General features: G+C 74.3%; 10 protein-coding genes and 1 tRNA gene. 8 read left to right on the plus strand and 3 right to left on the minus strand.

What is annotated here, in order from left to right; genetic code table 11:
- Positions 1-33 precede the first annotated feature (33 nt).
- The 3 genes from WME82_RS42425 (at position 34) to WME82_RS42435 (ending at position 1,513) form a co-directional block, all read left to right on the plus strand.
- A tRNA-Gln gene (locus WME82_RS42425) sits at positions 34-107 on the plus strand.
- A gap of 225 nt (positions 108-332) precedes the next feature.
- A complete protein-coding gene (locus WME82_RS42430) occupies positions 333-1,055 on the plus strand; it encodes a sigma-70 family RNA polymerase sigma factor (RefSeq protein ID WP_437742232.1) in 723 nt (240 codons plus the stop codon).
- Positions 1,052-1,513, plus strand: a complete 462-nt coding sequence (locus WME82_RS42435; RefSeq protein ID WP_438039973.1) for a hypothetical protein — start codon at positions 1,052-1,054, stop codon at positions 1,511-1,513. Before WME82_RS42430 ends, WME82_RS42435 begins: the two co-directional genes overlap by 4 nt.
- Positions 1,514-1,533: 20 nt before the next feature.
- On the opposite strand, the gene WME82_RS42440 is transcribed toward WME82_RS42435, so the two are convergent.
- Both WME82_RS42440 and WME82_RS42445 read right to left on the minus strand, forming a co-directional pair.
- On the minus strand, positions 1,534-2,307 hold the full coding sequence (locus WME82_RS42440) for a Stp1/IreP family PP2C-type Ser/Thr phosphatase (protein ID WP_012240508.1): 774 nt from the start codon (positions 2,305-2,307) through the stop codon (positions 1,534-1,536).
- A gap of 173 nt (positions 2,308-2,480) precedes the next feature.
- Positions 2,481-3,680: a S1C family serine protease gene (locus WME82_RS42445; RefSeq protein ID WP_438039974.1), complete on the minus strand. Its 1,200-nt coding sequence runs from the start codon at positions 3,678-3,680 to the stop codon at positions 2,481-2,483.
- 263 nt (positions 3,681-3,943) lie between these two features.
- Between WME82_RS42445 and WME82_RS42450 the strand changes: the two genes are divergently transcribed.
- The 5 genes from WME82_RS42450 (at position 3,944) to WME82_RS42470 (ending at position 13,520) form a co-directional block, all read left to right on the plus strand.
- A complete protein-coding gene (locus WME82_RS42450) occupies positions 3,944-4,522 on the plus strand; it encodes an RNA polymerase sigma factor (protein WP_437527665.1) in 579 nt (192 codons plus the stop codon).
- 5 nt (positions 4,523-4,527) lie between these two features.
- On the plus strand, positions 4,528-9,237 hold the full coding sequence (locus WME82_RS42455) for a VIT domain-containing protein (RefSeq protein ID WP_438039975.1): 4,710 nt from the start codon (positions 4,528-4,530) through the stop codon (positions 9,235-9,237).
- A 248-nt stretch (positions 9,238-9,485) separates the two neighbouring features.
- Entirely contained in the window at positions 9,486-11,957 is a 2,472-nt protein-coding gene (locus tag WME82_RS42460; RefSeq protein ID WP_438039976.1) for an AAA family ATPase, read from the plus strand.
- Positions 11,958-12,075: 118 nt separating this feature from the next.
- Entirely contained in the window at positions 12,076-12,603 is a 528-nt protein-coding gene (locus tag WME82_RS42465) for a hypothetical protein (protein ID WP_438039977.1), read from the plus strand.
- A gap of 5 nt (positions 12,604-12,608) precedes the next feature.
- Entirely contained in the window at positions 12,609-13,520 is a 912-nt protein-coding gene (locus tag WME82_RS42470) for a 3-hydroxyacyl-CoA dehydrogenase family protein (RefSeq protein WP_438044983.1), read from the plus strand.
- Positions 13,521-13,556: 36 nt separating this feature from the next.
- On the opposite strand, the gene WME82_RS42475 is transcribed toward WME82_RS42470, so the two are convergent.
- Entirely contained in the window at positions 13,557-14,234 is a 678-nt protein-coding gene (locus tag WME82_RS42475; protein ID WP_437854143.1) for a tetratricopeptide repeat protein, read from the minus strand.
- Positions 14,235-14,254 lie beyond the last annotated feature (20 nt).

A 14,254-nucleotide genomic window follows, 5' to 3' on the forward strand; every position in this document is an offset into this window, starting at 1 on the left:
CGCCGCGCGGCGGTCGGCTCCGTCCCGCAGCACTCCGGCGTCGTTCAAGGGCAGGACGGGGGACTTTGAATCCCCTAATCGTGGTTCGAATCCACGCGCCGGAACCATCGAGCCCCCGCGCCCTCTGAGGGGGGTCATGGCGGTCGATGTCCATCGCGTCGGCGGGGGCGCCTCGGGTGAGGTCGCACCGCCTCGCGGGTGCGTCCTGCGCCGTCACCTGCTCGCTATTGTCTGGCGCGGTCGAGCCGGGGTTGTTTACCGTGGTCTCACCGAGGGCTCTGCGCCTGCCGTGCGGCGTGCGCGAGCCCCTGGCTCCTGGAGGACCGGACGGCGTGGCGAGCGATGAAGGGGCCCGCGGACGCGGAGCCCCTACCCATGTAGATGCGAACCGCGGAGGCGGCTCTCCGCCCCCTGCGGGCGCGGAGCTCGGACGCGCGTCGGCGGCGCCGCTCGAGGCGGGCGAGGCGCAGTTCATCGCGCGGCTCGTCGCGCGTGACGAGAGCGCGTTCAACGAGCTCGTGATCATGTACGAGCGCCGCGTGTTCGCGCTCGTCTACCGCATGCTCGGCCGGCGTGACGAGGCCGAGGACGTGTCCCAGGAAGTCTTCGTGCAGGTCTTCAAGGCGATCGATCAGTTCCGCGGCGAATCGAAGCTCTCGACGTGGATTTATCGGATCGCCGTGAATCTCTGCAAGAACCGGACGAAGTACCTCTCGCGGCGGCACGCAGGCGCCCAGGACGACGTCGACGCCATGGCCGAGCGGGTGCCGCTGTCCGCGGCCAAGGGCGTGAGCGTCGGCGACGTGAGCCGCCCTGACGAGCTGGTGGAGGGGATGCAGCTCGAGGCGGTCGTGAAGCGCGCCATCGGGCAGCTCGATCCCGAGTTCCGGGAGGCGCTCATCCTTCGCGACGTGGAGGACATGTCGTACGAAGAGATCGCCTCGGTCACGGGTTTGCCGGACGGGACGGTGAAGAGCCGGATTCATCGCGCGCGCGGCCAGCTCCGCGCGCTTGTCGAGAAGATGATGGGCGAGAAGGTGAGAGGCGGGAAATGAGCGGAGCGGACGACCCGAAGCGCACGGGGCGAGCCGATGAGCCGGCCGCTTCGGGCGCGGAGAGCGGCAGCCGTCCCTCGGCTCCCCCCGTGGAGCGCCCGCCCGCCGCCGCCGCGCCCCTGCGCGACCTTCCCGAGGACGGCGACCTGCCCGAGGACGGCGACCTGCCCGAGGACGGCGATCTCCCCGAGGACGGCGACTTGCCGCTCGTCGACGAGCTGGATCTGCGCGAGCTGGTCCGAGGGGCGATGCGTCCGCCGCCCGCGGCGCCGCCGAGCCTTCTCCGCGGCGTGCAGCGCCGGATCCGGGTGCGCTCGCGGGGGAAGTTCTACGGCGACGGCTGGAGCACCGCGCGTTCGCCGCGCTCGACCTACCTGATGACGAGCCTCTTCATGCTCGCCCTCATCGCCTTCGTCTTCCTGGTCCTGATCCCCTGGAGCGGCGGCGCCCTGCCCTGATCACCGCCGCCGAGCGGCGGTCACTGAGTCCAACGAACGAGGACGCAGGTCACGTTGTCGGGCCCGCCGTTCTCGTTGGCGCGCTCGATCATCTTGGCGGTCGCGACCTGGATGTCCTGATGCTCCGTCAGGATCTGCGTCATCTCCAGGTCGCTCACCGGGCCGGAGAGCCCGTCCGAGCAGAGGACGTACGTGTCGTTCAGCTGCGGCACCTCGAAGCGGGTGTCGACCTTGACCGTGTCCTTCATCCCGAGCGCGCGCACGATCACGTTCTTGTGCGGGAAGTTCGCGATCTCCTCGGGCGTGAGCCGCTTCATCTTGATGTAGTCGTTGAGGAGCGAGTGGTCCTCGGTGAGCATCTCGAGCCGGCCCTCGCGGAAGCGGTAGACCCGGCTGTCGCCGACGTGGGCGACGTAGACGCCGTCGTTCGCCGTGAAGATGCCGACGAACGTCGTCCCCATTCCCCGCTTCTTCGCCTCGCGCTGCGCGGTCTCGTAGATCCGCAGGTTGGCGAGCTTGATCCCCGTGATCAGCCGGTTCTCTTCGTAGCCCTTGGACCGGTCCATCTTGTAGGGCCAGGTCCGCTCCGGGTCGTCCTGCGTCTGGGCGAAGAAGTCCTGCATCGCGTCGACGGCCATCTTCGACGCGACCTCGCCCGACGCATGCCCCCCCATTCCATCGGCGACCATGAAGAGGCCGTACTCCACCATGATGCCGAAGTTGTCCTCGTTGTGGTTGCGCTTGCGCCCGACGTTCGTCTCGCCGGCCACTTCGATTCGAAACGTTTGGGACACGGATCACCCGATCGATGGCCCCGCGCGAGGCGCGGGGTTGAATGAGAACCGCGAGCGCGCCCGTCCGAGCCGCTCGAGCCCGATCCTGGAGGTTCGGTTGACGGGGTGTCAACCGGATCGGGCCCGAGCGCCGAGCTTATAGAATCCGCGCGCGGCCCCGCATCATTTTTTGCTTACTTGCGGTACTCCTCGGTCGACTTGCCGTTCGAGCTCGGCGGCGGGAGCTCGGCCTCCGGCCGCTTCGCCGCGGGGGCCGACGGATCCGGCGCAGCGCGGAGCACGACCGTGACCTGCCGGTACTTCCCGCGGCTCAGCAAGGTGAGCGGGACCTTCTCGCCGACCGCGTGCGTCCGGATCGCGTCGGAGAGCGCCTCGGGGCTGGTGACGGGCACGCCGTCGACGGCGAGGATCATGTCGCTCTCCGCGCGATCGCCGCCCGTCAAGCGGGCCTCGTCCGCAGGGCTCTCGGGGTGCACCACGGTGACCCGGACCCCCTTCGCGACCGGCGCCGCCGCGCTGACGCCCTGGATCCCGAGCCACGCCGCGGGCGGCACGGCATCCTTCGGCACCGCGCGAAGGAACGCCCTGACCGCGCTGATCGGCACGCCGAAGGCGACGGGCGTGCAGGGCTTGCCCTCGTTCGGGGCGCAGCCGCGGCCCAGGATCGCGACCACGCGGCCGTCCTCGTCGATGATGGGCGCGCCCAGATCGAGCGGCGAGACGCGCGACCCGAGCTCGATCGCGCGCTCGAGCGGCCGGTCGTCGCCGCCGATCAGCGTCTTGTGCGATCGCAGCACGAGCGCGGTGGCCGCGACCTTGCCGCGCGCCGCCGAGAACGAGCGGATCTGCGCGTCCGGCCGCACCGGATCGCGCGACGAGGCGGTGAGCCCCTCGGCCCACTTGCCGGTCTGCGGCACGAGCAGCGCGAGATCCCACACGCGGTCGTGGTGGCCGAGCTTCACCCGCACGGTGGTCCCGTCGGCGAGGCGCGCCGTGAGGTCGTTGCCCGCGCCGAGCGGCGAGAGCGCCGTCAGGATGCGCCCGTCGCCGGCGAGCGCCGCGCCGAGGCCGAGGACCTGCCCGCCGCGCTCGATGACCACCACGCCGCGCGCGGCGCGCTCCTCCACCGGCGGCTCCGCCTTGTCCTTCTCGGCCGAGCCCCCCTTCGGCTCGGCGGCGGCCGCCTTCTTCTCCTTCCCGCCCGCGCTGGCCCGGGTCGGGAGCACCACCCGCTTGCCGGCCGGCGGGGCTTCACCCTCCCCCTGAGCCTGCGCCTCGCCGGGCGCGCCCTGCGCGAGCGCCGCGGGGGCGGCGAGCGCTGCGGCGGCGGACACGGCAGCGGCGAGCGCCAGCGACCGTCTCCATCGCTTCACACGCGACCTGTCAACGGGATCGCTCGGCGCCGCGCCCCGGGGCGCGGCGGCGTTTGTGACACCAGGCGGGCTTGTCTCGTTCATAAGCGCGGCTCCTGAGGCGACGGCCGATTCTGCTGCGGCGGGGATCGCATTGCAAAAGGCAAAGGCCGGACCGCGCTGTACCGTGGGATCGGGCACCGGAGTCCGCCGGGGGCGGGGGGCGAAAAAAATCCGGTCACGAACTCGGGGGACGGGGGCACATGGCCGGCGATGAGGCAGCGATGGCAGCTGGGTTAGCGCTCGTTGGGTCGGAGGGCGACGCGCGGGCCGACGAGGCGCGCGCGATCGAGGGGCTGATCGGGGCAGGCGACTTCCGGGAAGCGCTGTCGCGGTGTGCGAAGGCCTACGCCATGCCGCTGGGCCGGCTGTGCATGGCGTTCACGGGGTCGCAGGCCGAGAGCGAGGAGCTGGTGCAGGAGACGCTGCTCGCGGCGTTCGATGCGTTCCCGCAGTACCGCGCCGAGGGGAGCGTGCGGGCCTGGCTCTTCGGGATCGCGCGGCGCCTCTGCGGGCGGCACACCGAGCTCAGGGCGCGGCGCGAGGCGCGGCTGCGCCTCGTCCACGACACCCGGCCGCGGCCCGACGCGAGCGAGCTCGCCGCGGAGCGCGAGCGGGCCGAGCGCGCCCGCGCCGCGCTCTCGCGGCTCAAGCCGAGCGAGCGCGAGGCGGTGGTGCTGCGCTTCGAGGCAGGCCTCTCCTTCAAGGAGGTGGCCATCGCGTGCGGGATCGACGAGGCGGCGGCGCGGAAGCGGGTGAGCCGCGCGCTTTCGCGGCTCAGGGCCGAGCTGGGCGAGGAGTGAGGGCGATGGGCGCAACAGAGACGGGTTCGGTTGGGCTTTGCGGCGAGGTCGAGGAGCAGCTCGCGGAGGTGCTCGACGGGACGGCGCGGCCGGCGCTGTACGAGCACATCGCCGGCTGCGACGCGTGCCGCGATCTCCGCCACGACGCAGCGCGCGCCGCGGAGGTCGCCGCGGCGGCCGGCGCGGACTTCCGGCCGGCAGACGGATTCGCAGACGCGCTGCTCCGGCGGCTCGAGGCGGCGCGCCCCTCGGAGGGCGCGACGAGCGGCGCGGTCCTGAAGGTGGCGGCCGACGAGCAACACGGCGCCGCAGGCGCGCGATCCGGCGTGACCGAGGGGCGATCCGACATCGCCGAAGGGCGATCGGACACCGCTGAAGCCCGATCCGACATCGCCGAGCAACGATCGGACGCGGCAGAAGGGCGATCGGACATCGCCGAAGGGCGATCCGACATCGCCGAGCAACGATCGGACACGGCCGAAGGGCGATCCGACACCGCTGAAGCCCGATCCGACATCGCCGAAGGGCGATCCGACACGGCCGACGTCCGATCCGGCACCACCGAAGAGCGTTCCCCTACGCCCAGGCCGCGTTCCGACACTTCCGGAGCGCGATCCGGCGCGGCCGAGGCGCGCACGGGCGGACCGCGCTCCACGATGCCGGAGCGAACCGCGCCGGCAGCGCGCCGCATGGCCTTCGGGCGGCGCTCGGCCTTCGCCGCCGCCGCCCTGGCCGCGGCGGCAGCGGTAGCGGCCGGGGTCGCCCTGCGGCGCGGCGGCGAAACGACGGCGGCGCCCGTCGCCGCGGCGGCCGGGGCGCCGTGGTCCGGCAAGGTCGCCTCGGTGTCGCGCGCGTCGGCCGACAGGTCGGGCGGCCTCGAGGCGTGCGACGCCGCGGGCGCCTGCGCGCCGCTCGCCGCGGGCGCCGCGCTCCCGGAGGGCGCGACCCTGCGCACCGACGCGCGGACGCGCGCCCACCTGTCGCTCGCGGACGGCTCCGCGCTCGCCATCGACCGCGGCTCCCGCGTGTGGATCGCCGGCGACGGCCGCCGCGCGCGCGTCGACGAGGGCGCCGTCGTCCTCGACGTCACCCCGGCCCCCGGCGCGCCGCCCGCGCGCGTCGAGGTGCCGCACGGCCAGATCGAGGTGCTCGGGACCAAGCTCGCGATCACCGCGGGCGCCGCGCGCGCCTCGGTCGAGGTGGCCCGCGGCGCCGTGCGCGTCACCGGTGAGCGCGGCGAGCCCGTCGAGGTGCGCGCCGGCGAGGAGGCGACGCTCGCGAAGGGCGCCGCGCCCGAGGTCGCGAGCGCGACGTCGCTCGCCGACACGCTCGAGTGGAGCGACCGCTCCGCCGAGGAGGCCGACGCCCCGGCGCTCCGCGGCCTCGGCGAGCTCAGGGCGCGCAGGCCGGGCGCGACGCAGGAGAAAGAGCGGGCCGTCCGGCTCGCCAGGCACGCCGTCAAGGTGCGGATCGTCGACGTCGTCGCCAGGACCGAGATCGACGAGACCTTCGCCAACGACACCGACGAGGAGCTCGAGGGCATCTTCCGGTTCCCGCTCCCGCCGGGCGCGCAGATCGAGCGGCTCGCGCTCGAGGTGGACGGCAAGCTCGTCGAGGGCGCGTTCGTCGATCGCGATCGCGGGGCCGCGATCTGGCGCGGCGTCCTCCAGAACGCCGCCCCCAAGGCGCCCAAGCCGCGCGAGGAGATCATCTGGGTCCCCGGCCCGTGGCGCGACCCCGCGCTGCTCGAGTGGCAGCGGGGCGGCCGGTTCGAGCTGCGCATCTTCCCCATCCCGAAGCGCGGCTCGCGGCGCGTCGTGCTCACCTACACGCAGCTCGTCGAGCAGGCCGGCGGCGTCCGGCGCTTCACCTACCCGCTCGCCCACGACCAGAGCGGCACGACGAACATCGGCGACTTTTCGCTCGACGTGCAGGTGCTCGGCCACGACCGGGAGTTCGGCGTCGCGACGCGCGGCTACGATCTCGCCGCCGCGCCCGCGGACGGCGCGGCCGACCGCCGCACGCTGGAGGCCCGCGGGTTCACGCCGGCCGGCGACCTCACGGTCGAGTACGCGCTCCCCGATCGCGACCGGCCCGTCACCGCCTGGGCCTACAGGATGCCCCCCGCCCCGGCGCCGGCCACGCCACCCGCGGCCTCCCAGGCGCGGCGCGGCGCGGCCGGCGCGGCCGGAACGTCGAAGCGCGACGGCGCGGAGCACGAGGCCTCCCTCGCCGCGGCGCAGGCCATCGCGAGCGACACGTCGCCGTACGTCGCGATCGCGATCCGGCCCCGGCTCCCCCGGTGGCAGGAGTCGACCTCGCGGCGCCACGCGATCGTCGTCGACTCGAGCCGATCCATGGTCGGCGAGCGGTTCGCCCGCGCGACGCGGCTCGCCTCGTCGCTCGTCCGCGAGATGGACCGGCGCGACGAGGTCGTCGTGCTCGCGTGCGACACCCTCTGCCGCTCGCTCGGCGACGCCGGCCAGGGCGGCGCCGCGCGCCCCATGGCCCCCGGCGCCGCCTCGGCGGGCGAGGTCGAGCGCTTCCTCGGCGGCATCGAGCCCGACGGCGGCAGCGATCTCGCCGCGGCGATGATCGCGGCGCGCGCGGCCGCCGGCCCGCTCGACGGCAAGGAGCTCCGGATCATCTACCTCGGCGACGGCACGCCCTCGGTCGGCCCGACGCGCCCCGCCCACATCGAGGCCGCGGTGCGCGGCGCGGTCCCCGCGGACGGCGCCGCCGCGGTGGTCGCGGTCGCGCTCGGGAGCGACGCGGACACCACGTCGCTCAGGGCGCTCGCGCGGGGCGGCGGCGGGGTGATGGTCCCCTACGTGCCCGGCCAGAAGATCGCGAGCGCGGCGCAGTCGGTCCTCGGCGCGGCGTACGGCCTCGCGCTGCGCGATCCCGAGATCGAGCTCCCGCCCGGCCTGACGCAGGTCACGCCGGCGCGGCTCGACCCGATCCGCGCCGGCGGCGAGGCGCTCGTCGTGGCGCGGATGAGCTCCGGGGCCGACGTGAGCGGCGCGATCCGCCTCCGCGGCCGCGTCTCGGGCGAGCGCTTCGAGCAGACCTACCCCGTCAACATCGTCGCCGCGACCGGCGCGGGCAACGCCTTCGTCCCGCGCCTCTACGCCGCGGCGAAGATCGCGGAGCTCGAGGAGACCGGCGGCGACGCGCAGAAGCCCGCCATCATCGAGCTGTCGCGGCGCTTCTCGGTGGCGAGCCGGTTCACCTCGCTGCTCGTCCTGGAGAGCGAGGCGATGTTCAAGGCGTTCGGCCTCGATCGAGACGGCATCACCTCCGCCTTCACGGGCGAGGAGCAGGCCGAGCGCGTGAGCGCGAGCGCCGAGGGGGAGGAGCCCGGCGACGCGGCGGACGAGGGCGCCGAGGAGAAGGGCGACGCGCTCGGGGCGGGCCTCGGCCTGTCGGGCAGCGGCAGGGGCGGCGGCGGCTCCGGCTGGCCGGACGCCGCGCCGGCCGCGAAGGCGGAGTCTCGCACGTCGGCCGGCGCCCGCCCGGCGTCGCCCGCCAAGCGACGATTCCAAAAGTTCGATCCCCTTTCGGGCTCGCTCGACGACATGCCGGCGCCGGCGCCGGCGCCGACGGCCGCCGCGCCCGCGGAGCCGAAGCCGGCGCCCCCGCTGGACGAGCGCGCCCGGAGATCGCGCGACGACGGCCTCGTCGCCGCCGAGGAGTGGTCGCGCCCGCCGCCGTCGCGGCGGATGATCCCGATGCGCCGGGTGTTCGATCGCAAGGTGAGCTTCGACGCGACGAACACGCTCGCGCCCGAGAGCGCCGCGAAGACCGCGGCCGCCGAGGCGGCGCTCGCGGCGGCCCCGGACAGCCGCGACAGGACGGTGGGCCTCTACGCGCTCTACGCCACGACCGGCCGCCTCGGCGAGGCCCAGGAGCTGACCGCGCGCTGGAGCGGGCGCGACGCGCTCGATCCCGACGCGCTCATCGCCCGCGCCGACCTCGCGGCGCGGCAGGGCCAGCGCGACCGCGCCGCGCGCATCCTCGGCGGCCTCGCCGACGTGCGCCCCGGCGACCGGGCCACCCAGGCGCGGCTCGCCGAGCTCTGGGACGCCGCCGGGCGGCCCGCGTTCGCGTGCCAGCACCGGGTGGCGCTCGCCGACCTCGCGCCCGCCGACGCGAAGCTCGTCGCCGCCGCGATCCGGTGCGCCGGCGAGGGCGGCATGAGCGAGCTCGCGAGCCAGCTCCGCCTCGACGCGACCTCCGCCCTCCGCGCGGAGATCGACCGGCGGCTCGCGCAGCCGGACGCGGCGCCGGCCGCCGACCTGCCCGGCGACGTGCGGCTCAGCGCCGAGTGGACCGGCGGCGCCGACCTCGACCTCTCCCTCATCGACGCGCAGGGGCGGCGCGTCTCGTGGATGGGCGCGACCCTCCCGTCGGTGGGTGTGCGCTCGCGCGACGCGACGAGCACGCGTTCGGAGTCCCTCGCCCTGCGGAGCCTCCCCAAGGGGAGCTACGTCGTCGAGATCGCGCGCGCGTCGGCCGAGGAGGGCGCCGGCGCCTCGAGCCCCGGGGCCAGCGCGCCGGGCCCGGTCCGCGGCGAGCTGACCCTGCGCCTCGCGGGAGAGACCCGCAAGGTGCCCTTCACGCTCGACGGCGCGCGCCTCGAGCTCGGCACGGTGCGCGTCTTCTTCACCTCCCGCCTGGTGCCGGTCGACGGCCTGGCGGCCCCGCCGTTCTGAGGAAACTGACGAAACTGACGAAACTGACGAAACTGACGAAACTGACGAAGACGAACCTGACGGGACCGACCTCCGCCCACGCGCGGAGGCCCTCTCTTGCGCACCCCTCCCTTCACATGTCCTGAACGACCCTCGCAGCGCGCTTCCGTAACAACCTTTTCAGCGCCCCCCCGGGCGCGCTCGCCCGGGGATCGAGCGGCCCTCCCGCCGCGCTCGTGTCGGGCGGAGATACCCGATAGAGTTTCGACATGAATCCGCTCGTCCCGGACTTCATCCTCGAACAGGACGCCGAAGGGCAATACGCGGGAGCGGTCGACGCGGCTGTCCTGCACGTCTCGCTGCCGGCGATCGTGGAGCTCGCCGAGCAGATGATCGCGCGCCAGGCGCTCGATCCGGACGCGCTGCGCTCGTTCTTCGATCCGCTGTTCGAGGCCGTGCACCAGTCGGGCGGGTTCGTCGCGACGCTGTCGCCCGCCGGCGGGTTCACCGCGCTGTTCCCCGATCGGCCAGGGCGCAACGTCACCCGGCACGCCCGCAGCGCGGCGCTCGCGATGCGGCGCAGCCTCCTGGAGCTCGCGGCGCGGCGCACGCTGGGCGCCGGGGGCGCGCAGACGCCGTTCAGGATCGGGCTCGCCTGGGGCACGGTCCACTGGACGATCGTGCGCATCGCCCCGGATCGCGCGTACTTCCTGATCTACGGCCCCGCGATGGAGGCCTGCCAGGCGACCGACCGCGGGGGGGACGACAGCGAGCTCCACCTCGATCGCAGCTTCCGCGAGCGGCTCCCCGCGGCGAGCGCGCGGGAGAGCGTGGCGGAGCTCGATGAGGCCGATCTCCTGAACGGCCCCCCCTCGCTGACGATCACGTCGGCCCCGACGGACGCGGACGTCGAGGCGTTCCTGCCGCCGGGCGCGGGCGATCTCGCGCCGGAGGGCGAGATCCGCGAGGTGACGACGGTGTCGGTCTCGCTCGATCGGGTGGAGAGCCCGACGGAGCTCCTCCAGCAGCTGCACGAGATCTCGGCGATGTACGGCGCGACGTTCGCCGGCATGACCGTGACCGAGCGCGGCTTCGGCGCGCAGTTCTACTTCGGCGCGCCCGTCGCGCACGAGAGCGACCACGATCGCGCCCTCGACTTCGCGCTCGAGCTGAAGAGCAACGGCCTCGGCGTGCCCCGGCTCGCGGTGGGCGTCACCCGCGCGCGCTGCCTCGTCGGCTTCTTCGGCGCCGTGGGCCGCCGCGAGTTCGCGTGCGTCGGCCGCGCCATCCACCTCGCCGCGCAGATCGCGCGGAAGGCCGCGCCGTCGTCGATCTGGGCGGACGAGCGGGCGTTCCGCGCGGGCGAGGCGAGCCACCAGTGGTCGACGGAGAACATCTTCCGGTTCGACGGGTTCGATCTGCCGATCCTCGTCTACTCGCTCGAGCGGCGGCGCATCGCGGTGCAGGAGGAGTTCTACGACCTCGGCCCCATCGGCCGCGAGGTCGAGCTCGGGCGGCTCACGCAGGCGCTCGAGCCCCTGTTCACCGGGCGCTCGGCGGGCGTCGTGTACATCCTCGGCGAGGCGGGCATCGGCAAGAGCTACCTCGTGCACAGCTACCGCCACCAGCGCGCGCAGCTCATGGACATGCGCCCGCTCCTGTGGATCGAGGCCCGCTGCGATCAGACGCTGAGGACCCCGCTCTACGCGTTCGAGTTCGCGCTCAAGGAGTACCTCGGGATCTCGTCGGAGCTCGGCCAGCGGGCCAAGGAGGCGGGGCTCGATCTCGCGCTGGAGCTGCTCCTGGAGCGGCTGCCCGAGAGCTGGACCGAGGTGCGGGCCGGGATCGACAGGTCGCGCGAGGCGCTCGCGCGGCTGCTCAGGCTGCGCGGCCAGGAGGCGGGGGCCGAGGCCGGGGGGCGCGACGAGGTCCTCGGGGCGCTCGCCGCGCTGCTCGTCGCGGAGAGCTCGCTGCAGCCGGTGGTGGTGCACCTCGACGACGCGCAGTGGGCCGATCGGACCTCGCTCGACGCGGTGCGCGCGATCACGGCCGCCTGCAGGGACCTGCCGCTGGCGGTGATCTGCTCGGCGCGGCCGGCGGCGTCCTCGGGGGAGGGGGTGGACGCCCGCATCCCGCTCGACGCCGGCATCCCGTCGCAGGCGATCGAGCTCGCGCCGCTCCCGGCGGAGCGGCTGCTCGCGCTCGCGGAGCCGTTCTTCGGCGGCCCGCTCCCCACGATGCTCGGGTCGCTGCTCGGCCAGACCGCGGGGGGGAACCCGTTCTTCGCGCAGGAGATCCTCGCGTACTGGCTGGAGGACGGGCGGTACGGGTCGGCCCACGACGCCGCGCGCTCGAGCCGGTTCATGCCGCCGCGGACCGTGAACAGCCTGCTCGTCGCGCGGCTCGAGCGGCTCGAGCCGCGGACGCGGCAGACGGTGATCTCCGCCGCGGTGCTGGGGCGCGAGTTCGACACGCGCGTGCTCGCCCGGATGATCCCGGACGCCTCGGCGCTCGTGGATCACCTGCGCTTCGGCGAGGCGCAGCGGATCTGGTCGCGGATGGGGGAGCACCGCTTCGAGTTCTGCACGGTGCTGATCCGCGACGCCGCGTACGGGATGCAGCCGAAGGAGACGGCGGAGCGGCAGCACCGCCTCGCGGCGGAGGCGATCGAGGCCGTCTACGGCGACGATCTCGAGGATCAGCGCGCGGCGCTCGACAGCCACCGGCGGCTCGCGGGCTGAGCGCGCCCGGCCGTTCTGGCCGGCGGGGCGCGGGCGGTACGTGGGCGGTACGTGGAAGCGCGTGGAAGCGCGTGGAACCCCCTCGACGCCGCTTTCGAAGTGCGGCAACTGTCCGCGCATGAGCACGGCCCATCACGAGGCTCACGCGGCCCCGGCGCACGACGTGAGCGATCACCATGGCTTCGACGGGGAGCCCGCCCGCGCGCTGCCGGCGGACGAGCCGCCCACCCCGAACTGGGTCCCTGCGCTGGGGCTCGCGGTCTTCGTGGTGGCTGGCGTCACGTTTCTCGCGATGAACAGCGGCGACGACGGCGCCGCGGGGCAGGCCGCGCCGGCGGGCGCGCGCCCGGCTGCAGCCGAGGTTCGCCCGGCGGCGGCCGGCGCTCGCCCCGCCCCCGCCGGCGCCCGCCCGGCGACCGCCGAGGCTCGCCCGGCGGCGCAGCCCGGCGCGCGCCCTGCGGCGCCGACCGGGCCCGCGGCGGGGGCGGCCGCGGAGGCCCTGAGCGCCGCCGCGGCCCAGCGCGCGGCGGGCACCGCCGCGCCGGGCCCGGCGAACCTGCGCAAGCTGACGCCGCAGGAGGTGGAGCTTGTGCGCAAGCGCATGGAGGCGCGGCAGAAGGACGGCGCTCCGGCTCCGTCGAAGTGAGCGAGATCGTGGTGGACCCCGCCGCAGCGCGCATGCGCACGGTGCTGGTGCTCGGCGCGGGCACGATGGGCCAGGGGATCGCGCAGGTCACGGCGGTCGCCGGCTACGTGACGCGCCTCTACGACGTCGAGGCCGCGCGGATCGGCGCGGCGATCGAGGACATCAAGCGCTCGACCGATCGCCTCGTCCAGAAGGGCAAGATGCTCAACGAGGCGCGCAGCGAGATGATCGGGATGCTCGTGGCGTCGCCGGATCTCGAGCGCGCGGCGGCGGACGCCGATCTCGTGATCGAGGCGGTGCCCGAGCGGATGGACCTCAAGGTCGAGGTGCTCGGCCGGGTGAAGGCGGCGGCGCCGGAGCGGGCGCTGCTCGGCACGAACACGTCGAGCCTGAGCGTCACGGAGCTCGGGCGCCGGCTCGGCGCGGGCGGGCGCACGATCGGCCTGCACTTCTTCAATCCGCCGCCGGTGATGGAGCTGCTCGAGGTGGTGCGGGGGCTCGAGACCGACGAGGCGACGGTGACGGCGGCGCTCTCGGTGGCAAGGCGCCTGGGCAAGACGCCGATCGTGGTGAACGACACGCCCGGCTTCGCGACGAGCCGGCTCGGCGTGGCGCTCGGCGCAGAGGCGATGCGGATGCTGGAGGCCGGGGTGGCGTCGGCCGTCGACATCGATCGGGCGATGGAGCTCGGGTACCGGCACCCGATGGGGCCCCTCAAGCTGACGGACCTCGTGGGGCTCGACGTGCGGCTCGCCATCCTGGAGCACCTCCACCGCGAGGTGGGGGAGCAGTTCCGGCCGCCGGTGATCCTGCGGCAGATGGTGCGGGCGGGGAAGCTCGGGAAGAAGACGGGGGAAGGGTTCTATCGGTGGACGGAGGCGGGGGCCCAGCCCAGCGACGGCTGGCGTCGCGGGTAGGGAGCGCGGCGGGGGCCGCGCGCGGCCGAGGGCGCGCTACCGGTTCAGCTTGTCCTTCTTGGCGTTCTCTTCGGCTTCCTTCTGGCGCTCGGCCTCGCGCTGGATGATGCGCTCCTTGACCGCGGCGTAGTCCTTCTCGTCCTTCACCCGCCGGTCGACCTGCTTCTGCCGCTCCGCCGCGGTCGCCGGATAGCCGGTCGCCTTGGGGTTGCTCGTCAGGTACGCGCTGTAGGCCCCCCACGCCTCCTTCACGGCCTGCCAGTTCTTCTGACGCTCGCGCAGATCGGCGAGGCAGAAGAGCACCTTGGCGTGGAGCTCCTCCGTGCCCTTCTTGCCGATCGCCGTGGTCCAGGCCGTCTCGGCCTCCGCCATGTTGCCGGACTCGAGCATCGCCTCGCCGAGCAGGTAGAAGCCGAGCATCTTCGAGGAATCCAGCTTGATCGCCTCCTGGAACGCCGCGATCGCGCCCGGGATGTCGCGCGCCACGAACGACGCCTGGCCCTTCAGCACCTGCTCCGTGTAGGGGCTGATGCCGGTGTGCCCGCTGGGATCTTTGCGCTGCGACGAAGCAGCGTCGGGCGCGGCCTCCGCCGGCTCAGGCGCAGCCGCCTGCGGCTTCTCCTTGCCCGCAGGCGGCTGGGCGGCGACCGGCGCCGCGGAGAAGACGACAGCGAGGGCGAGCGATGCGACGACAGCGAGCGAGCGGTCCTGCATGCCCGCCAAGGTACCGCAGC

The organism is Sorangium sp. So ce128 (assembly GCF_051525245.1).
GTDB classification, from domain to species: Bacteria; Myxococcota_A; Polyangia; order Polyangiales; family Polyangiaceae; genus Sorangium; species Sorangium cellulosum_B.

Coding starts and splice junctions, on each gene's coding strand:
- WME82_RS42450 (WP_437527665.1), top strand. CDS start 3,944: ATGGCAGCTGGGTTAGCGCTCGTTGGGTCGGAGGGCGACGCGCGGGCC.
- WME82_RS42460 (WP_438039976.1), top strand. CDS start 9,486: ATGAATCCGCTCGTCCCGGACTTCATCCTCGAACAGGACGCCGAAGGG.
- WME82_RS42465 (WP_438039977.1), top strand. CDS start 12,076: ATGAGCACGGCCCATCACGAGGCTCACGCGGCCCCGGCGCACGACGTG.
- WME82_RS42455 (WP_438039975.1), top strand. CDS start 4,528: ATGGGCGCAACAGAGACGGGTTCGGTTGGGCTTTGCGGCGAGGTCGAG.
- WME82_RS42435 (WP_438039973.1), top strand. CDS start 1,052: ATGAGCGGAGCGGACGACCCGAAGCGCACGGGGCGAGCCGATGAGCCG.
- WME82_RS42475 (WP_437854143.1), bottom strand. CDS start 14,234: ATGCAGGACCGCTCGCTCGCTGTCGTCGCATCGCTCGCCCTCGCTGTC.